Origin of the sequence: Arenibacter nanhaiticus, from assembly GCF_900141935.1 — a bacterium.
Classification (GTDB): Bacteria; Bacteroidota; Bacteroidia; order Flavobacteriales; family Flavobacteriaceae; genus Arenibacter; species Arenibacter nanhaiticus.
The window spans coordinates 36,748-57,889 of sequence record NZ_FQYX01000003.1 but is presented as its reverse complement, the minus strand read 5'-3'; the positions used below and the strand labels follow the sequence as shown (position 1 = coordinate 57,889).

The window sequence follows — 21,142 nt, the reverse complement described above, 5'->3', positions numbered from 1 at the left end:
AACATTATTGATTTTAATGATATTATATCATTCGCTAGATTAAAGATTTGTTTAATTAGTATCGACACATATGATTTAAAAGGTCTTTTTTAAAATGTCTTATTAAGCATTGGGACATGACAATCAATAGGAAAGTTAATTTAGCCTCATAGCTTTATGAAAAATAAGTAAGCTTTTCAAATAAGGTAGCTTATGTAAATTAAAAAAAAGGGGAAGTAGCTAGAAGTACATTCCATTGGAGGTGAATTTTTCACCAAACTAGCCCAAATTCAAAAACCTGATTAGGTTTAAGGACTTCATAAAATAGTGCTATTTAGAATGTTTATTCTGTTTTGAATTAAATTCTAATTTTTATTTATAGGATTGAGTAAACAGTGGGGATTTCTTCTTGAATTGTCAAAAAGCTTTCACTGGTTCGACCTCTGCGATATTCTTAAGGCAGTTATTTATCGTTTTTATTATGAAACTTTTTCGAAGAAGAATCTTGTTCATATGATCAACTACACATTTTATAAAGTTGTTTCTGATGCCAGCCAGGAACCACGTGCAGGCTTTGGTCGAAGAGCATTTACACGAATTCCTTAGAGATAACTCCCTTGTTCGAAAATAGACTAGTGAAGATTTTTATTAAGCCTCCTGCCTTCTTTGCACTAAGTGATTACTAGGTGGAGAAAGCCTCGACCTCTTATCTTTAAATAGAGCATCAAGGCCAGAAAAGAAGATTGCAAAAATTGGTAAACCGATTATAGGAGAATATCAATTCAAATTCGTCATTTAGTTGCTTCTTGATTTAAAAATGATCGAAGCTCCGGAAACCTCTACAGTGGAAAAGCACGTTATTGGTAAGAATCTCACTCTATGCCATACTAAAAATCCTTTTCCTATGCTTATTTCGTACCAAATCGACTTTTCTGGGAAAGCCGGTTTATAATTTTTGAAAACGAATCGACCGAGAAGTAAATTTCAACGATTTATTTTTAATCTCTAAGAACAACCTCGCTTACTTTCGTCGACCTCAGGTTTAGCTAACAAATTACCCAAAACAAGACAACGAATTCTCATACATACAATCTAACCATTAAGTTGACTAATCAGCCATTCTGAGACATTTTTTGATATTGACTAGGAGTTTTTTTTGTAAAATTCTTAAATATTCTATTAAATGCGGATTTAGAATTAAAACCACAGTCGCCTCCAATAGAAGACAAGGTCTGTCTTCGATATTGGGGATCTACAAGTCTTTTTTTTACTTCTTCCACCCTGTACTCATTAATATAATCATAGAAATTTTTTCCAATACAATCGTTTAACAACATCGATAAATGATTGGAGCTAACTCCTATCTTATCTGCTAATTCACTTAGACCTAATTCAGAATTTAAATAAACTTTTTCCCTTTCCATCAAAGCATTCAATTCAGAAACCTTTAAAAGGTTTTCTTCATTTAAATTTGGATCAAAATGTTTTACTGATTTTTTGTTCCTAGAATCAACCTCGCTATGAATACTGTTTATATTGATTTTTTTAAAAACTAATAGTCCAAAAAAGATTACCAAGGGAGCTAAAAATACTGTTCCAATTTTCACTATATTATTTTCCATTATACTACCATGGACTATAATGTCCAGGTAAATTGGTTTTTCATTCCAATTACCATCATAATTGGACGCTTTTAAAAGAAAACGATAATTTCCAGGTTTAAGTTTAGAGTATCGAGCACTAGGGTTACTTCCGGATGTTAAGATCCATTCCTTATCAAAACCCTCCAGTTTATAGGCATATTGGTTTCGGATTGAAGAAGCAAAAGTTAAGGAGGTAAACTCAATTTGAAATCTATTATCCTTTTTAGGTAGATCTATAACAGCTCCAGATTCTAGAGAGTTTTTAATAACAATACTTCCATTATACTCATGTCCTGGCTTAATAATCTTGCCATCTATCAATAAGTCGGAAAAAACCGGGGATGGGACGTATATTTCCTTTAGAAAGTTTTCCGGATCAAAGAAGTTGATCCCAGCGGCCCCTCCAAAAAACATGATACCCTCCTTTGTTTTCCATCTCGCATTTTTCCTGAATTTTCCCTTTAACACACCATCATAAGTAGAAAAATTTGTAAATGACTCATTTGCTACATCAAACATTGAAAATCCTGTATTGGTGGCAATCCATAGATTCTCGTTATTATCCTCAAGAATTGCATTTACTTCATTATCGGAAAGCCCTTCTTTCTCTGTATACCTTTTAAAGTAATATCTATTCTCATTTTCTTTTCCGTCATCTTCCATGAGTAAATTCAATCCTGCTCCGGAGGTTCCTATCCAAACTCGATTTTTTGTGTCTTCATAAATTACAAACACTTCATCATTACTCAAAGATTGTAAATCTGTTGGTTTATGATTAAACCTTAAAAAAGACTTGCTTTGACCATTTTCTTTCAACAAGCTTAATCCCCCCTTATTCATACCTATCCAAATTCTATGTTTGCTATCCTGGTAAAGAGTATAAATATCATTCAATGGCAATGAATTCGTATTAAATTTGGAATATCCAAAATTTTCAAATGAAAAATCAGCCTCATTCGTTTCCTTCAGCAAGGACAGTCCTCCACCGGTACCAAACCAAATTCTTCCTAAATGATCTTCCAAAATAGCACGCACAGAAGATGATGCGATACTGTTGTCATCCCCAATTTCGTGCTTAAAATTTTTAAATATTTTTTTCTTTTTATCGATTAAAAACAATCCATTATTCATGGAAGATATCCAAATTCTATTTTTAGAGTCTTTAAATATGCCTGTAACATAATTATTGTTCAAGGCTTCAAAACCACTTTCAGTTATTTTATAATGGGAAACTTGAGGATTGGTGTATCCCTCATCAAACTCAACCAAATCTATACCTTCTCTTGTTCCTATCCAGAGGGTACCATCCTCATCTTGATATAATGATTGTACAAAACTACTCCTTAAACTATTTTCCTTCTCCGGTAAATGTACTAAACTGTTGAACCTATGCCGTGAATAATCAAAATAGTCCAACCCTTCTTGTGTTCCAATCCAAATAATATTTTCGTTGTCTATATATATATCATAAACATCATCACTACTAATGGATAATGGATTTTCTGGGTTTGCCTTTAAATTCTTGAATTCCCCAGTAACTCGAGAATATTTTGTAACCCCATCCCCATAACTACCAAATAAAATATCGCCTTCGGTATTTTGACAAATAGCATTTAGGGATTTGGATTCAAACATTTCGATAAATCTATCACGCTCCGACTGGTATAATAAAATTCTATCAGAGAGGGTTATCCAAATTTCTCCATTAATATTAGAGAATATCTTATCCAAACTATAGGCGTTAAATCGACCTACGTCATAAATTTTAACAATGACAGAACTTTCGAATTCATATTTTAGTAATCCCTTATCTGTACCAATCCAATATTTATTATCAATTCCTTTGGTAATGCATGCAATTTTAAAATCCTTCAGAATTGAGGTAATTTCCAAAGTCTGCGTATTAATAATAAAATTCTCATTTTCCGTGGACACCCAGACTTTATTAAAACCATCATAATAAAGTTGAAGGATACTGTTATCCCCTAGTACTTTTTTTATTTTAGGTATCGGAATAACTTCGAGGGTTACGGTATTAATAACACTCAGCCCTGAAATGGTTCCTACCCATAATTTATCCTTGGAGGTTGTTAAGGAATATATTTTATCCCCGACAATTGAAGTGCTATCATCGGGGTTATTTTTAAATATTTTAAATCTATATCCGTCAAAGCGATTAAGCCCATTCTGTGTACCAAACCACAAAAAACCTCTGTCGTCCTTAACAATCTTCCGTACTTCATTGTGTGAAAGCCCATCAACTGTGGTTAAATGCTGAAATTTATATTCTTGGGACCAACCAACATAAAAGGTTATCAAAAAAACAAAAATTAAGGAAGCATGATTTTTTCGCACTTGCATAGATAAATTTGAGAAAACAATATACAATTTGTATTTCATTTTCAAAAGATTGGATATGCCAATCGAACCAAAAACATAATTTTAAATTATTCTTATATTATATTGTCAAATAAATAAAAGTTTTATTCTATAACTAACCAAGAATATGAATTGGCAGGTATTGTAACTTTCAGGGTTATTTCATAATTTCTGTTAAGTCGATATCTTTTCACAGGACCTTCCTTTTCGCGAACCTTAGCAATACTGGTTAATCCGGTATAGTATAAAGGTAATTTTAATTCCCTAACTATTTCTTTATTTAGTGGATTGAAAACCATCACCAAACCCTTTTCTTTTAATTTAGGATTCGCATGCAGAAAACCATCCCAATCTTTTCCCGAAGGTCGCCTTAGATGTATTATATCACTATTTAAAATATCCCTATACTTTTTGTACCAATTGATTACATTGGTTACTACGGCTTTAGTTTTTGGGGTATCGTAAAGTCTCGGTCCTCGATAGCACGCCTGCACCCCCGCGCCATAGTTCTGCATCATATGACTTTCATAATCTACCAAATGATCATTTAAAGGTTCTAAGGTAGCGGCCTCTCCACCCCCATGATATTCCGTTAAGGGCACAAAGGTCCAAGACATACTAGGAATAGTTTTCCATAGCCCATCGTATAAATTTTGCCGCCCCAGAACCAATTGCCTTTCTCTTGGAAGAGACCAATTGACTTCTCGATATCCAATACCCGTTTTATTGGATCCCGAATTGATATAGAAATCTGGAATATTCATATATATGCCCTTAGATCTCATCCATTTATACAACCCTTGGATCTGAGCGTATTGCTTCCATTGAGAGTCTTCAAGACCATTATGGTAGGTATGTGATGTTGATGCACATACGTTTCCCGGATAAGATCCATCATTCTCAAAAACGCTCATACCGGTTTCTTTAAAAAAGGTTTTGATCTTTCTGAAATAACTGTAGCCCCAATCCGAACATAAGCAAGGTGAGGATCCAAATATCATTCCTCCTCGCTTTCCTGTTTCTGGATTTATAACATCAACCTCATCACTAATCCATCTACTGGACAATAATGAATATCCTCCAAGTTCAATTCCTTTGGATTTTGCATAATCCACATATTCCTTGAATTTTGCATAATATTCAGGGGATTCTTTCTCCATATTCAGCCCACTTCCAAAACTCAAAATAATCATTTCATATCCTACTTCAGCACACTGATCTACAGCTTCCTTTATCTTTACTGGATCTGTAGAAGTAAGATGAAGGAAAATTGGATTTTCTGTTGTCCAAGGAGAAATAGTCCTATACATTTTTCTAATGAACAATCCTTTTCGCTCTTTGTCATAACTATCAAATGGGGTCTCCCATACCCTAAAAGTAGTAAGGGTATCGCCTTTCGCTATAGCTACATTTGGTCCTAAGGGAGGCTTTACCTCTAACATTACCGGTAACTGCATGGCATAATTAGTTTGGGAAGTATAGCGTGGATCTGCTTCCCAGAAGGTTGTCTTATCAGATGTTTTTTGTTGCATTGCACCGAAAGCATAGTCTGTTTCTATATGGATATTTGGTGTTTCAAAATGTTTGGGTACATCTACAAGGCTCTCGCCTTCTACCATTGCCAATTGTTCCAATTTAAATTCGTTTAACTGAATCATTATATCACCCGCATTGATGACTTCTATCCACTTACTAAGGGTGGGAATGCCGTCATACAGCACGTAATGGACTTTTACCAATATATTATCCTTTGACAAGGTAAAAATCAATTCCTTTCCGGTCGGCATATGTGGATTGGAGGCCCAACGAACACGTTGCCATTCTAAGCGATCAGTAATATCCTTTACCTCAAATTCTTCAATTAAAAATGAATTGGGGTCTATAGTCATTTCATCTATCCATTTCAATAAGGTATAAGCATATTCTGGTTGCCCTTTTAACCCCCCAATAGGATACTCCTTGCCATCAATGGTTAATACACCTTCATTGGAAACACTTCGCAAAAGGCTTTCTCCAGTCATTTGATTGACATAGTCTATGGTAGCCAAATTGGGAAATAACCTAAAAACCCTAGCCACCAAACCATTGGATATAATTATATCTTGGCCATTATCACTTTTATATACGTCTGCTTTTGCTTTTCCATTCTCTATTAACCAATCATAATCAGGTTGTTTTAATGGAGTTTTTATTTCTGGTAAATCAACGATCAATTTTTTTAATTTTGAATTAATTCCTTTTGATTGTACGGGAGTTTCCCCCATATAATCATAAGCTACCATAATTGGAGGTATTTCAAAGTAATTTATTTTTGGGTTCAACCATACAGCATGATCACCACTTTTACCATCTCCTGCGTCTTGCACTATCATTTCAAACACGCCTCCTTTTAATTTAACATTCACGTCTTTAGCGGGGTCACCCTCCATCATAATTCCGCTGTTATAAATCTCTTCTCCGTTGTTACGTAAAAGAAAAACCACAGAGCCTTTGTCTACTCCTCCATCTTCCCCCTCTACTCCAATAAACTGTTTTTCCGTATCTGATATTTCATAAAACATACGTTTACCATCGGTTAGAGGAATAGATGTGACTCTTTCCGAATCATACTTCATTTTAGCATCATTCACTCCCACTTTCGCCGTAAATTGTCTACCATCATTAACCTTTATTTTAAAGCTTGATCTAGAATGTACCCCGACTCCAGTTTTGAACTTAACTCCTGCTACAGATAGTACTTCTCCTGTTACAGCTTTGTTTTTGACCGGAGCACTGTAGGTTTGAAGGGCTGAGGAAATGTGCATTTCCCCAACATCCATAATATTTTGAGCAGATATCGTTGAAAAACCTAATAAACTGATTGAAAGAACTAATGATTTTATTTTTACTTCGGAAACAAGTTTCATAATCTTTTTAAATAATTATATTTTTATTTTAAGCTTGTAGCAGTCCATCCACATCCTTAAACAATAAGGTGCAAATAAATTTTAAGCAACAATTATAATTAAAGTAACCTAAGTATTCGTCCTAAAGACTAGTTTAAGCCGTTTATATTTTTAAACACATGTCCCAACTAGCATTAGGACTTTTTAAAAACTCATTATCAATACATTATATTTTTTATTGTTCGAAAGGTGATTCTGTTTTTTTTACCTAATAAACCTATGCATGTCAAGTATGATGAATTTATTTAAAGGTTCCTTTTTTATTTCCTTACAATTGTAATAATATTGGATCTAACCTTTATAAGCAGGTGACCATATACCATTAGTAAGGTAGCTGCCCGAAGTGCATTTGATGTTATTTGGTAATAACTAGCCGTTATTCTTTTAAGATCGACCAAAATAAATTCCCTGGTAAACCCATATAAATATTAACATCCTCAGAAAACAATGAAAAATTCAATATTCAAGACAAGGGCAATTCAAATCCTATTACTAATTTCAATACACTTTATGGGTTCTTGTAGAAAAGAAAAAAAAACACCCCCGAAAGCGAAATCACATCTGAAATACAAAACGAAGACAACCAAAGTTCTACCGTAGATAAAGAACTTCTTGTCGGATCTTGGAAAGACTCTTCTGAATTTGCATTACATTTCACACTTTTTAAAGATGGTTCCGCTAGTTCTGACAATATGAAAACTTTACTCCATAGAACTTGGGAAGTACAAGAAAACAAAATCACCTTCACTGTTTAAAGTATCGGAAATGGCACATCCTTTATTGACGATGAAACCTACATTATTGATAAACTAAAGGGGCCTTATTAACTTAAAATGTAATTTTTCTATTATTTTGAACATTAATTTCGAATTCTTTAAAAATTATTATTGAATTTTCATCGATAATTCCTACTTCACAATTGACGTATAAGGAGTGACTATGTAATACCTGTTTGAATAGTGTTTTTTTATATATTTTCGAAGTTCAATTCCTATCTCTTTTTAAATTTTATTTTGTAATCTGATATTTCAGCTGAATATTCCATCCCATCAATTCCTTTCTCCATACCCATTTCATAAGGAGAAGGGGACATCCATGTACTCTTTACTCCTTCTATCTCCATTGTGCCCTTTGGGTTTAATGTTGCTAATGCATATAGTGGTTCTTTATAAGCTCCTATCTGGGGAAGGTTACCATATTGGTCATAAAATTCTTTTGGAAAACGCTTCGTGCTTTTAAATTTCTCCGACAACCATTGGTATGACATGCTATTAATTTCTATATAATCAATTCCGTTTTGATGATGATGATAATCCAAATGATTATGTCCATTTAGGCAACAAATCACCTTTTCTTTGTTGGCTTCCATTATTTTCTGAAGCGTTAAACGGTTTTTAACACCCCATTGATAGTGCCATAAACTTTGATGTGAAAACACCATAGTAGGGAGTTTTGTAGCCTCTAAATCAGCTTTAAACCACTCTATTTGTTCATTATCTATAAAGGTTCTAGCACTATCATGTATATAAAAATTAGAATTTTCATAGTCTATGAACTTCCCATCTTGATATATGAAATTGGCATCCAATACTATAAAATGATAGCCCCCAAAATCATATGAATAATACGTTTTAGGCATCCCAAAAAAGTCCAGCATTTCTTCCTTCGAATTTTTATCCATGTCATGATTGCCCAAAACATGATACTTGGGACCTTTAAACTGTTCCCAAATATTTATAAAACCTTTATTTTTTGTTTCTGCAAAACAGAAGTCGCCCATTTGAATTATAAAATCTACTTTCTCACCAATAGCCTTGTTAATAAAGATTTCCAAACGTTTGTCGGCATCTGGCATTAAGTCCTTATGTACATCCGATACAATACCGATTTTTAGCGGCTTTGTCCTATTTTCAGAAAAAAGTGATGGTGTAAATGATAATAATGTTGGGGGCACCATTGAAGCGGTTGCCCCTATTCCTACTCGATTAATAAATTCACGTCGTTTCATATGTTTTAATTTATTGTTATTCAATGGTCATCTATAACCCTAAATTATATTTTAATAGTAATTATATCTCCAGCAACCGCGTTAAAGGTTTCAAATTCAATGGATAGTTTTCCTACTGTATTTTCTGAAGTAACCTTAATGTCTTTTCCTTTAATGGTTGCACTTACTTTATCTTGAATCTCTTTACTACTGTCAACAATTCCATTGAGAGCACTAATCCAATATATTTTTATTGATTACCGGAATAAATTTCTACATATAGATTTTGAGCGACTAAATCAAATCCTAAAAACCCAATAAACATTAAGGCTATTATTTTTATGATTCTAAGTATTTTTATTTTATATACTTCTATAACCTACCATATAAATTCAGCCAAGATTGGATAATGATCAGATAAATAATAAGTTTCTTTTTTGTTTAGCACGGTTGCGTTTACACAATTTTTCGCTAAAAAAGGGGAACTTAAAATATAATCTATTCGAGTAGAGTTTTTATTAGGGCCTTTTCCCTTTTCGGATTCAAATACCTGGGTGGGACAGCTTAATCTATCCTCCCATGTGGTAGTAAACCTTTGAACAACATCAATTAAAGGAAAGCCTAAAAGAGACCCAATTACACCATATTCCAATTCGCCATCTAGTAAATTCATAACATGTTCGTGTTCTTTCTCAGAAGCTCTTCTATCTTCCAAAAGCCATGTTTTATCCTTATACAGGTTGGCATCAAAAGGTGACAAAGCATTGAAATCACCTAAAACCAAATACTTGTCTTGCTCTGGGATAAGTTTGGTTAGTTTATCTAATATTATCTTTGCTTCTTCCCGTCTTTTTTGATGGCTAAATGGTGAAAAGTGAATCACAAACACATCGATGCCATATACTTTACAATGTAAGGCACCGTGATGCATATCATCCAATATTCTTTCTTTTACCTCTATTGGTTCCTTCGATGTAATCCCAACCGGATACCCAGAAGTTTTTAAAATTTCAGCATAGTTATGCCCCCATTTCTTAGCATCATCCAACAGTTTTTCTTGTGTATATCCACACAATTCCTGCAAGGCAAGTACATCTGGATTTTGGGTGTTTGCCCAATCTATAAACTTCTTTTTTCGATCGGTATCTTTACCCCAATCAAAGCCGTTCCAAATATTATAACTAATCACCTTTACCGATTTGTTACCTTGTGCATTGACCAATTGAACACTCAAAAATGATATAATCACAATCATTCCTATAATTGATTTCCTCATTGATGTCATTAATTTAAAAATTCTAAATTCATTTTTTTTTCTTTTTCAATAGTTTCATCTAAATAAACGCAATCGATTATTTGACTACAAAATCGACCACTACTCCATTATGGTCTAATAAATTAATAGATTCCCACAGATTGCGTTTTAAAAAAGCATACGTTGGTTTTAAACCGTTTCCCTTAAAATAAACTTGGTCAACACGTTTAATATAATCGTCTTGTCCAGGACAGGTTACTCCATTGCCTTTTTTATTGTTATTCGGAAGAATCATCCACGCATCATTAAATTTGGTATCAATTAAAATATGTGTGGTTTGGGAACTATACGTATAATTACCTTTTTTTTTGGACGAACTAGGAAACTCTGCAGCAGGTGGACTGTTGAAATCACCAGCAAATAAAACATCCGCGTTATCTTCCGAGACGTAATTTACCAATTTATCAACCGGGTAGCCATTAGTATGTTTATCCCAAAATGGGATATCAGCAGGATCCCAAATATTAAAAGTGAATACACCTAAGTTTTCTTGCGAAAAAACAACACTCGTAATACCAAAGAAAAAGATTAAAACAGAATATCTTGAATTCATTTATTTTGATTTATTTGAAAAGTCGTTAACACCGCCCCGTGATCGGATGGGAATTCTGGAAAACTCCTATTTAAATTAGAACTATGATGAACAATGGTTTTAGAATTAAGGGGGAGAATATTTTCGCCGGTGCTATATATAAAATCTATTCTAGCAAAAGGGTTTCTGTATTCGGGTTCAGGATTTGTATCCGTTTTAATGGGTACAAAGCCCATGTCAGATTCATACGTAAATTCGAACCCAACAGTAGTCCAAGTATACCCCAAAGTTTCTTGAGTAATTATAGGGTTGGTTGATCTATATGTATCGGTAAAACCGGCACTGGCCATAGCTATAGAAGTTTTATTGGCAACCATTCTATTAAAGTTCAACCCATTAGCTATTGTTTCCTCCGTAAAATCCAAATGAGAAACACAGTTGAAATCTCCAGCAACAATTAATGGAACCTGATCTTTATTGGCTAAATCTTTTTTAAATTCTTTATGTTGAAGTAACTGTTGAATATGTTCAAAACGATTTTCATCTCCATTATTAAAGTCAGCATCGGAGAGGTTTTTATCCTTAATCGCTACAATATGTCTGCCGCCACTAGTTAACCATATATTATAGACCCTAACTTTCTGATTACCCGGGAGAATAGCAGTCGAAACAATAAAAGAAAAAGGTGATAAACCGTCTAAGTTTCCAAAATCTTCTAAAGGATATCTGCTAAAAATAGTTAGGTTAGCATCTGGTGAAGGCGTATAATAGTAAAAATTTAATGCCTCTGAGATTGCTTGTGCAGAACCGTACGTTTCGGTCATCGTAATAATATCTGCCTCACTTTCCTGTATAATATCTATCACTCTCTTTTGAGCTGTCTTACCTTTTATTGTATAACGTGGCTGCAAATTATATCTCCCCCAAATGTTCCAGGTCATTATTTTTAAGGCAGTAGGCTTGGAGCTCTCTAAGGTAGTAGACGTGTTTTTGCAACCTAAACACAGTAGTAACAATAAAACAGTCAAAATTAGAACCGTATTTATAAAGTTAATTCTCATTTAATTCAATTGAAAAACAGTTAAAAAGGCGGCGTGGTCTGACGGAAACATAATAGGGTGATAGTTTACTACTTTAGATTCTAAGGCTCGAATATTACTTCCTTTATAAAAAACATAATCTATTCTGCTCTCCACATAGCGTTGTCCAAAACGACTACTGTAAGGCCAGGCTGAATACCCTGGATTAGTTAAGGGATTTGGATTCAATTCTCTATAACTATCCGTAAATCCATAGTTTTGCATAACCTTTGTCACAGGCCATTCTACAACATAACCTAAATGGGCATCTTTGGTTGCTTCCGTCCAATCTAAATGTGAGTTGGTGTTAAAATCACCAGCCATAATAATTGGTGTTTTATCCGCATTGTCCAAAACCGGTTTTATTTCTCTTAATATCTGATTTATTTCATTTAATCGGGTATCTGCTTCTTCTCTTACTAGTTCTTCCGAAGTTATCTCTCCCTTTATAATATTACTGTGGTAATCTGGTAAATAATGTAACCAAGTGTCTAAGATAGCAATTTCTTTGTCTTGATCCACTTGTAATACAACACCACCAAAATTGAACGATTTAAATGCTTTAATGGTCTTCTTAATAGGAAAACGACTCATAATCGAAAGATTGGAACTTATTAAATAAAAATGATATCCTAGTGCATCCGCAATTTTTTCACCAGAACCATAGGTTTCTATAAGTGTAACCACATCAGGGTTAGCATCTTTAATGATGTTTATTACCCGGTTTAAACCTACCTCTTTCCCAAATCGTTTTCCCCCTTGCCATATATTCCACGTAAGTATTTTTAGTTCATTTACTGGATACTCTTTCTTTTTTTGTTGAAAATACTTTTGATAGTTCTCTGATATTTTCACAGATGGCAGTACTGCCTTCCAAACAGATATGTCATCCATATACCCATTAAAGGCCTCCCATTGCCCAAAATATTCCCAACGAGCCGAAGTTCCAGCAAAAGTAGTCTCTAGATTACTTTTCAAATCTTTTAGTCCACTTGCGTTATAAATAGCAACGTTAACACCGTCAAAATACATCCATATTTCATCCTTAATCCTGTCAATAGTAAAGGCAATTTGATGCCAATTCCCATCATTAATTTTTTGACGCTTTACCGTGGGATTGTAAATTTGTTGAAGCTTACCATCACTTATGAAGAGTGACCAACTGCCATCTTCCTCGGCATAAATTAACCAACCCTTATTTTTGGATTTTTTATCCTTCTTATTTCCTGCAATAGGGGTCCCTTGCCCAGCATCTGCCTTGGTCTTTACCCATAATTCAACCGTTAAAGAAATATCGGCATGGTATTCTAGTTCAAATTCTGGCTTCAGCTTTAAGGGCATTCTAATAGTGCCGTCCTCAGAGAAATCTATAGCTCTACCTTCCAATCCTTCAGAAAATGAATGTTGCTGTGCAGCAAATAAATTCTCTGGGGTCTCAGGAATACTGATTCCTTGATAATAGTTATCATGAATATCAAAATCAATTTGAACAACAGGTTCTTGAGCAAGTATTTTTGTTGCAATTAGCAGTGTAATCGTTAAAGTACTTTTTTTGCTTAAACTCATTATTAGTGCAATTTCTATTTAATTAAATTTTCTAAGAAAAAATTTTAAGTTCTCGTCTAGAAACAGCATTATTCTAATTTAACGCCATGATCTAGGAATATAATTATGATATATATCAAAATTCAATGAAGCCAACCTTAAAACCCTCAAAATTATTTTGTTTTTTGGTCTGCTTTAAAAAAGTAAATATTTCTGGCAATGTCACATATAAAAAATCCATCCCTAACAACTGCTACCGAAGTAATCACCGGGACTCCTAAAGCAGTTTTACACACTAGCTGTCCAGTATCTGCCCTTACCACATATATCTTACCGTCCATTGCACCAAAAATTAGGTTCTCTCTTACCAATATAGCCCTCTAGGGCGACCTTGAAATCGTCGCGGTAATAGCTATTCCTGGCCTGGTCGATAAGAACATAGTCGAACTCCTGGAAGATCCTAAAAATCTTTTTTTTATTAGCGGTCCCCAGTTTGCGCCGCGAAACGGTAGTCCCGAACCCCAAATGATAATATTTACCACGATGGGCCTCCAAGCTAAACATAAGGTCCGCATACTGTCCCTTGTGGTCAGTTAGACAAATACCATACATAGCATCTGATTCCAACAAGTAAGGTGCCTTAAGTACATGTTTACCTGATGGGATTTGACGATATGGTCGAAGACCCTCCGTGGCAGGAACTCGGTAATCTGAACGAAGACATATTTTCCTTGATTCATGTTTTTTTTGACAAAAATCACATTTTCCGATTCAAATCGTCACCCTATAAAAAAAATCTCGCAGAAACGATTTATAAAGAATTTAGTCTAAAGTTTAATGCCCACTAGTGATTATGTTTATTAATTAATAGTTATTTCAACCTTATCCCTTTCGCGTAAACTAACTGACTCAAGATTAATTGTTACTCTTTCACCTTTTTTATAAAATGTTGATTTTATGTCTTTACCATTAATGGTTACACTTAACTTATCTTGAATCTCTCTTTCTACTGTTAAATTGATTTGTGAAAGGTTTAGTTTCCCATATTCCAGAATGATAGTATTTATTTGAGTGCTTTCATTTCGTTTTTGAGAAAAATTACCCCAACCTTCTGCAGTAGAAAAGAAGGAATTATGATTGTCTGGTTTCCATTTTGGGTCAAATCCAATTATTTGCTCCGGGCCATTGTACTCAAAACCTTGAGCACTTAATAGAACTGACCATATAGAGAGTGCTCTTCCATAAAACTGACCACATTCATCATCACCGAAAGGATTTCCGCTGAACCCAAAATTACCCCAGTCTCCTATATAACCTGTTCTTAATTTTCCATCATAACGGTTAAAACCGGCCCGTAAAATAGTTAGCGCATCTCGAATTTTATTATATTTTATTAAGGAAGCCCCTATGGTATATTCAAAAGTGGACCACACCTCGCTAGAATATCCCGACGCGTATTCAGTTCTATCTTTGTTTGGCCAAGTACTCACTACCATTCCCGCTTCATTTGGCAAGGCAAAGGTTCTATGGCCTTGATCGTGATTTGTTAAATTACTTTTAAAATTGTACTTTAAAATTGCCTCGTTTGCGGACATAATTTTATAATCGGGATACATACTTCCTAAACCCAATTGATCTGCCCACCATTGACCCAACAACTGATCAGAATGACAAGCATTTTCATAGTCAGTTGCACGTATTACACCAGGAATTTGGTAAAAATATTCTCCGTTCCACAGCTTTTCTGATTGTAATTTTGCTGAGGCATCGGCTATATTTTTCCATTCTTCTGCCTGTTTGTTATCTCCCATTATAATTGCCATTTTTTCACTAGCTCTTAAAGCTGCTAAGTATAAAGAGCTTAAAAAGGACGGATTCCCTGACATTGAAGCATCGTATGTTGTGTGTTTGGCTGTATCGGATAGCCATCCATCTTTATCCTCATCATACCCATTCACAAGATAGTTCATCGCTTTTTTAATTGCAGGGTATTGGCTTTTAAGCCAAGTGTTATCCGGAGACAATAAATGCTCTCTATAAGCACCTAAGATATCGCCACATTGCCCATCAAACGCAACACTACCGGCAGGTTGGCGATATGGTATTTGACCGTTCTCCTTTATGCCGTTAAAAGTTTGATTTCTGATGGATCTTCCCAACTCAGGGAATAACCTTGCATGGGATTGGGCGTAATGCCAAACATGGTTACAATTTCCAGCACAAGAACCGTCTACCCCACCAGTTCCTTCCCATAACCCTACATATCCATTTTTATCATGAAAAATAGTTCGACTCTTAAGTATAGCCAACTGATTACTAATACGTTCTACTAACCAATACGGTAAGTTTGTTTCAAAAAACGAATTTGTAAAACTTCGGGTTCTACGGGTCAATATTTCATGGTTTTCTTTTAAATAATCTGTGAGTTCTATGATATTTTTCCAATGATTCGCGTAAAAATTCCCATCACCTTCCCAATCACCGTTTCCCCAAGTATCCCATTTATCTGCTTTACCACCATTTCTACCGTTAGGAAAAAACCAAACCAAAGCCATTTTTACTTTACGAATTTCACCAGGTTTCAATGTTAATGATGTATTTAATGCACCTGTAAATGTACTGCCTTCATCACTATTGTCAGCTATTAAATTGCCTTTTAATTCACCAATTTTTTCAAATGTTGAATAGAGTTCCATTTCGTCATTCCAACTCGCAACCCCTTTTGTTCTTTCTTCATTACCAAAAACGACCATTGCCATTTCACCGAAATGCTCACTATCACGAGGTTCATTACCTTCCATTAACAAAATTTCGGCTCCTTTTTCTGATACTATTGAGTTTGTATTTCCCTTATAATACTCAAAATTATTGCCGTTTACAGGTCTACGATTAATACTAAAGTTAAAATTATCGGCAAATGATTTTTCGTGATTTATAAGAGGTAATTTAGAAAACCCCACTGCATTTTGTTGTGATGTCAAGAGATTTACCGATACTTTTTCACTTGATGTATTGCTAATGGTGAACTCATAAAAAACAGCAGGAATACCAGATTCTTTAATATTGGTTGGTATAAATGGATTGAATATTTCCATCGTAACTTTTATTGGAAGATCATCATCAAAAATATATTCTAAAAATGGAAACCTGCCAATAGCTTCTAAAGATTTCATTGGTTTAAAAGAGCCAACTTCTTTGGTTTGCAATGCTCTTACCTTAATCTTGCCTTTTTGCTTAGTGCGAATTGCAAAAAAACTATTTGGGATGAAATCATGCCCCATATTATTAAAAATTTGCCAATAGCGAGGTACAGCCTGTCCATCGTATTGAATACTCCCTGTGCCAATACCACCAACAGGGAATTGTATGGCTTGTAGATATTCTCCCTTATAAACAGTGTTTTTTCCTCTCGAAATCAGACTAGGTTCATTATAAAGTTTGTAATAATCAGCTAATAATTCTTCCTTATTGATTTTTAATTGTTCAGAAACTTCTTGCTTATGTAACTCTCGAGCAACTTGTGAAACCCCTATTGCATTGACAAAGAATGATATTAACAACAAAAAATGTACTTTCATTTTATATTTTTCTTTTTAATTATTTTTTTTTGCAATTATCTATTTGAATTTTTCCTTAATATAATTTCCAGATTCAGAAAAATCTGACTGATTTAAAATTATCTTTTTCCAGTTCTTTTTCCTTTTAATGGTTCTGAAGATTCTTATATATTTACATTATTGGAGTATTGATCAACAGTATAGATTTTAAAACAAACTATAAAACAACCAACTTCCTCTATTTCATTCATTTTATTAATAATATATATACAACCAAACCCTTTTATTTTTTTCCTAATGCTTCAAGTTAAAAACATTCTAACAAGAATTTATACCTGAACCTAAAATAGAAATAGCTCAACTCTTCCATAAAATTTATAAAAAGAATTTAACTCCATCTAGATAAACTTTTATACCTTTTTCACACTCCCCAAACCTCTAACCAATACTTTTCTTTAACTCTACTGAGCAAAACCATATCAAGGTCAAGCCTATTCGTGTTTAAAACGGATCCAAAAATTTAACGAAACAGTTCTGACAGCGACCAAAATAAACAGGCATATTAAAAAAACTTAATTAGATTTTATTCTTCAGTTCTCTCGAAAATAGACATTGGAACCTCTCCTGTCCATGATAGCGGAATGTTTTCTATACCAAACATATGAGCGATTGTGGTTGCAGTGTTAACAGAGTTATTAGGTTCCGTTAGTTTTCCCTTTCGAATACCAGGCCCAGTAATTGCCCATGGCACTTCCAATTCTTGCTGGGTCAGTCCACCATGTCCTTTTGCAGGATCTCCCCCATGGTCTGTGAAGAACATAAAATTGGTCTCATCATAAAGCCCTTCTTCCTCCATCTTATCCATAAATTTGCCAATTTGTACGTCAACTTCCTCTATAGAATTAATATATTCCGGAGACATCCAACCATAATCATGCCCCGCATGATCTGTATGTACGGAGTATAAGAAAACCAAGGTTGGTTTGTCTTTATTCTCTTTGATAAACTTAAATGCCTTAGAGTAATTTTTCAAATACCCATCATTCTCTTCAAACCCATATTCGTCAAAATATTTTGGATTCATCGAATTTATCAACTCCTTCCAATTATAATAAAAAGCCGTTTGCATGCCCGGAATACTATCTTTCAACAATTTAAAAACTGAGGGGTAATAACCATCCTGGTCTTTCTCAATAGCAGGGAGTTTTATATTATCCAATCTCCAACCATTGTTCAAAACACCATGCTGTTCTGGTCCACTTCCTGTTAAATGTGAGGTCCAATTTGGAAGAGTGACTGAAGGCATAACATTTCTAGTTGTCAAGGATAAAACTCCGTCCTGGAACAAACGATCTAGGTTAGGTGTTTCTGCCGTTTTATAGCCCTGAACACTGAACCCGTCCAAACCTATAATTACAATACGATTGGAAATAGCCTTTAATTTTATTTCATCGGGTCTATCACTACAACTTGACAGTAATAACAAACAAAACAATGATAGAACATTAGTTACATTTTTAATATTTTTTTTCATCTTTATATATTAATTATAATTTAATTTTAACTAGTTTATAGATTCAGGCCTGATCAGCCAAATAGTCAATTAACCATGTAGGTTACCTTTACTAATAAGAATATTTGAAGCATAGCATCCATTTAACCCACTGCCTTGATGAAAGGAAGCATAACTATATTTAAAAAGACTTTCTCACTTTTTTTGTAACCTAACTCTGTACATGGTGGACACTGCCCATAAGTATCTGCAATAGTATACGTGACCCGATCTCCAACCTTAAAACCTTCTCGAGAATTAACCACTACAATATCACCAACGGCTCCATACCCCAAAATACTGGGAGTGTCTTCCTGACATCTACCTTTAATGGAATGGATCTCGGATCCACAAATAGTAGGTAATAAAATTTTAACTAAAGCCTCACCAGCCTCTAAATCATAATGAAGCTCTCTGGTTTCTACCTGAAAAGGCTTATGGCTTTGTTCAAATATTTGATTTTGAACTTGGGTGTATTCTAGTTTTGACACGTATAAACAAAATAAATTTTAATAATTCTAATCATGATAATTAGATTCTGCCCCATCATCCTGATATGGGATGAAAAAAAGCCTAACTTGGAAGACCTAATTTCACTTAACTTTTTCATTAAAACCTTATCCCCATTATTATTACCCTAAAATACCTTGCTATAATAAAATTCCGCGTAACAGATAACCCTTAACAATCAACCTACAAAATATTTTTACACTATTAATCAAAAATAAATCTATAGCAAATAAACGATAGTGATTTAATACGATTAATAAAAAATGTTTACTTCCCTTCTTTAGTACTATGTAAAATATTTGATAGGCAAGTAAAAAGCAGTAATGAGCATATTAACCCATTACTACTTTTTAAGGAAAAGCTACAAATTCCAGCCTGGATTTTGAGTAAGGTTAGGATTAATAGTTAATTGCTCTTGCGGAATGGGGAGCAAATAGTCTCTGTTCACATCAAATTGATTGCCGTTTGGAACTTGCATTTGATATAAATCAACATATCCATCTGCATCTAATAATACATCTGTTCCAACCACCAAATCAGGGAACACAGATTGTTGAAAAAATATTCCTTTTAATCTTTTGCCAACAATAAGTTCATCTGCTGCTGCCCATCTCAAAATATCATCAAATCTATAACCTTCGGCTGCAAGTTCTATATGTCGTTCTCTTCTAATCTCATTAATCAAAGGGCTTAAACTTGGGAACTGCCAATTTGGATCTATCGTAATACTTTCAATATTTAAATCCGGCATTCCTGCTCTATCTCTAAGCACATTGATTGTTTTATCAACATCACTTTGTGTAATAGTTCCCAGTTCTGCTTTAGCTTCCGCCAAGATTAATAAAACTTCTGCAAATCTAAATATAGGAGAAGAGGTAGTTCCCGAATGTGTTTGAAAATGTACAATATCTGAATTTGAACCCTTGAAAATCATATAGCCAGTAGGACAATTAGTATCTCCACTTTCTCCTAATGGCGCCTTCTCAAAAGTTTCAGTAACTGCACCAGTAGCATCAATGCGCATTGGGTCACCTGGCAAAAACACAGTTTCACTTAAACGAGGATCCCGATTAGTCGAAAGGTTTTCTAAGCCTTGATCACCTTGGTAAAGAGGACTTAAACCAATTGGCAACCCATCAGAACATAAATATTGATCTAATAGTTCTTTTGTTAATCCTCGACCTCCCCCAATTCTCGGTAAATATCGCTGACCATTATGAGCTACACCCTGACTGACATCAAAATTCCTCCACATAAGTACTTCTGGATTGCTCGAATAATCTGTTTGGTTAAACAACGTACTATAATCGAATGATGGATTACCACTATTTGCAATCCCAAAATCCGCTGGCTCATTTATAAGCAATTCGGCTGTATTCTGAGCAATACTTAGATATTTATTAGGGTTGGAGTCCTCAGGTGTAAAAGGTGTGCCTGCATGATACTTCTCCCAAGTTCCTTCATAAAGTGCTACCCTAGCTTTGAATAAAAGTGCTATCTCTTTACACAAACGGTTCCCATTACTTTGACGACCTGAGGGTAAATTAGCAATAGCTTTATCTAAATCGGCCAAAATATTATCCACAACAACATTTCTCGGATCTCTCGCTGCATATAATTCTTCAGATGATGGCACTAAAGATGCACCAAACCAAGGAACATCTCCATAGTTCCTTAGCAAATCATAATAAAAATAGGCCCTAAAGAAATGACCTTCACCGACATACTGTGCTATGTCGTCCATTGTATGTCCGTTATCAAGAACCTCTTGATATTTGCTTAAAAAAATATTAATAGTTCTAACACTGCTAAAACTCCAACTACCATTACTCGACTCAAGGGTATTGAAACCAGCCAAACGTGAATTCACATTATTTGGTGCTATATTATCTGAATTAGAATCTTCCCAATAAATGCCACCACTATACTGGTTGGGACCCCAACCCGGAAATACGGTATAATATTGAGTAATGTACAAATTCAAGTCATTGGGAGTTTTCCAAAAACTATCTGTACTAATACTGTCCAAATCCGGACGATCCAAAAACTCCTCACTGCAACCAAAAATTGTAGCAGAAAGAATAATGACTAATAATTTTATTGTTTTCATAACGTTTTT

The 21,142-nt window shown here is 34.3% G+C and carries 15 protein-coding genes; 2 read left to right on the top strand and 13 right to left on the bottom strand.

The annotated features are described in order from the left end of the window. Positions 1-396: 396 nt before the first annotated feature. From BUA16_RS19180 to BUA16_RS02780, 3 genes are all read right to left on the bottom strand, one after another. A complete protein-coding gene (locus BUA16_RS19180) occupies positions 397-528 on the bottom strand; it encodes a transposase (RefSeq protein ID WP_394333066.1) in 132 nt (43 codons plus the stop codon). A 563-nt stretch (positions 529-1,091) separates the two neighbouring features. Next, the gene (locus tag BUA16_RS02785) at positions 1,092-3,941 is read right to left on the bottom strand and encodes a ligand-binding sensor domain-containing protein (protein ID WP_178338837.1); all 2,850 of its coding nucleotides are present in this window, start codon (positions 3,939-3,941) and stop codon (positions 1,092-1,094) included. A 164-nt stretch (positions 3,942-4,105) separates the two neighbouring features. Beyond that, positions 4,106-6,907 carry an NPCBM/NEW2 domain-containing protein gene (locus tag BUA16_RS02780; RefSeq protein ID WP_072763122.1) on the bottom strand — a complete coding sequence of 934 codons (2,802 nt, stop codon included), beginning with the start codon at positions 6,905-6,907 and terminating at the stop codon, positions 4,106-4,108. A 593-nt stretch (positions 6,908-7,500) separates the two neighbouring features. Between BUA16_RS02780 and BUA16_RS19175 the strand changes: the two genes are divergently transcribed. Continuing rightward, a complete protein-coding gene (locus BUA16_RS19175) occupies positions 7,501-7,701 on the top strand; it encodes a lipocalin family protein (RefSeq protein WP_084668426.1) in 201 nt (66 codons plus the stop codon). 236 nt (positions 7,702-7,937) lie between these two features. On the opposite strand, the gene BUA16_RS02770 is transcribed toward BUA16_RS19175, so the two are convergent. From BUA16_RS02770 to BUA16_RS02750, 5 genes are all read right to left on the bottom strand, one after another. Further along, positions 7,938-8,954 (bottom strand): metallophosphoesterase family protein, encoded by a 1,017-nt coding sequence (locus BUA16_RS02770; protein WP_072763121.1) that lies wholly within the window; start codon positions 8,952-8,954, stop codon positions 7,938-7,940. 358 nt (positions 8,955-9,312) lie between these two features. Then, complete coding sequence (locus tag BUA16_RS02765) at positions 9,313-10,209, bottom strand: endonuclease/exonuclease/phosphatase family protein (RefSeq protein WP_072763120.1); 897 nt, start codon at positions 10,207-10,209, stop codon at positions 9,313-9,315. A gap of 76 nt (positions 10,210-10,285) precedes the next feature. After that, positions 10,286-10,801 (bottom strand): exonuclease/endonuclease/phosphatase family protein, encoded by a 516-nt coding sequence (locus BUA16_RS02760; protein WP_072763119.1) that lies wholly within the window; start codon positions 10,799-10,801, stop codon positions 10,286-10,288. Next, positions 10,798-11,721 (bottom strand): endonuclease/exonuclease/phosphatase family protein, encoded by a 924-nt coding sequence (locus BUA16_RS02755; RefSeq protein WP_178338836.1) that lies wholly within the window; start codon positions 11,719-11,721, stop codon positions 10,798-10,800. Before BUA16_RS02755 ends, BUA16_RS02760 begins: the two co-directional genes overlap by 4 nt. A gap of 120 nt (positions 11,722-11,841) precedes the next feature. Beyond that, complete coding sequence (locus BUA16_RS02750; protein ID WP_084668403.1) at positions 11,842-13,425, bottom strand: endonuclease/exonuclease/phosphatase family protein; 1,584 nt, start codon at positions 13,423-13,425, stop codon at positions 11,842-11,844. A 198-nt stretch (positions 13,426-13,623) separates the two neighbouring features. Here BUA16_RS02750 and BUA16_RS18575 point away from each other — a divergent pair, with 198 nt between their 5' ends. Continuing rightward, positions 13,624-13,788, top strand: a complete 165-nt coding sequence (locus BUA16_RS18575; protein ID WP_178338835.1) for a hypothetical protein — start codon at positions 13,624-13,626, stop codon at positions 13,786-13,788. Between the two features lie 209 nt (positions 13,789-13,997). Here the strand turns inward: BUA16_RS18575 and BUA16_RS19170 are convergent, their stop codons facing one another. The 5 genes from BUA16_RS19170 to BUA16_RS02715 form a co-directional block, all read right to left on the bottom strand. Then, a complete protein-coding gene (locus BUA16_RS19170; protein ID WP_084668402.1) occupies positions 13,998-14,144 on the bottom strand; it encodes a DUF4372 domain-containing protein in 147 nt (48 codons plus the stop codon). 120 nt (positions 14,145-14,264) lie between these two features. Further along, the gene (locus BUA16_RS18200) at positions 14,265-16,982 is read right to left on the bottom strand and encodes a GH116 family glycosyl hydrolase (protein WP_084668401.1); all 2,718 of its coding nucleotides are present in this window, start codon (positions 16,980-16,982) and stop codon (positions 14,265-14,267) included. 562 nt (positions 16,983-17,544) lie between these two features. Continuing rightward, complete coding sequence (locus BUA16_RS02725; RefSeq protein WP_072763116.1) at positions 17,545-18,495, bottom strand: alkaline phosphatase family protein; 951 nt, start codon at positions 18,493-18,495, stop codon at positions 17,545-17,547. A gap of 122 nt (positions 18,496-18,617) precedes the next feature. Further along, positions 18,618-19,004: an alcohol dehydrogenase catalytic domain-containing protein gene (locus tag BUA16_RS02720; protein WP_072763115.1), complete on the bottom strand. Its 387-nt coding sequence runs from the start codon at positions 19,002-19,004 to the stop codon at positions 18,618-18,620. A 380-nt stretch (positions 19,005-19,384) separates the two neighbouring features. Further along, positions 19,385-21,133, bottom strand: coding sequence for a RagB/SusD family nutrient uptake outer membrane protein (locus BUA16_RS02715; RefSeq protein WP_072763114.1), 1,749 nt, complete (start codon positions 21,131-21,133; stop codon positions 19,385-19,387). Between the last annotated feature and the right edge of the window lie 9 nt (positions 21,134-21,142).

Bases quoted from the DNA above. Each gene is read 5' to 3' on its own strand.
- BUA16_RS18575 (WP_178338835.1), top strand. From the start codon at position 13,624: ATGTCACATATAAAAAATCCATCCCTAACAACTGCTACCGAAGTAATC.
- BUA16_RS02760 (WP_072763119.1), bottom strand. From the start codon at position 10,801: ATGAATTCAAGATATTCTGTTTTAATCTTTTTCTTTGGTATTACGAGT.
- BUA16_RS02770 (WP_072763121.1), bottom strand. From the start codon at position 8,954: ATGAAACGACGTGAATTTATTAATCGAGTAGGAATAGGGGCAACCGCT.
- BUA16_RS19170 (WP_084668402.1), bottom strand. From the start codon at position 14,144: ATGAATCAAGGAAAATATGTCTTCGTTCAGATTACCGAGTTCCTGCCA.
- BUA16_RS02780 (WP_072763122.1), bottom strand. From the start codon at position 6,907: ATGAAACTTGTTTCCGAAGTAAAAATAAAATCATTAGTTCTTTCAATC.
- BUA16_RS02750 (WP_084668403.1), bottom strand. From the start codon at position 13,425: ATGAGTTTAAGCAAAAAAAGTACTTTAACGATTACACTGCTAATTGCA.
- BUA16_RS02755 (WP_178338836.1), bottom strand. From the start codon at position 11,721: ATGACCTGGAACATTTGGGGGAGATATAATTTGCAGCCACGTTATACA.
- BUA16_RS02725 (WP_072763116.1), bottom strand. From the start codon at position 18,495: ATGAAAAAAAATATTAAAAATGTAACTAATGTTCTATCATTGTTTTGT.
- BUA16_RS18200 (WP_084668401.1), bottom strand. From the start codon at position 16,982: ATGAAAGTACATTTTTTGTTGTTAATATCATTCTTTGTCAATGCAATA.
- BUA16_RS02765 (WP_072763120.1), bottom strand. From the start codon at position 10,209: ATGAGGAAATCAATTATAGGAATGATTGTGATTATATCATTTTTGAGT.
- BUA16_RS02715 (WP_072763114.1), bottom strand. From the start codon at position 21,133: ATGAAAACAATAAAATTATTAGTCATTATTCTTTCTGCTACAATTTTT.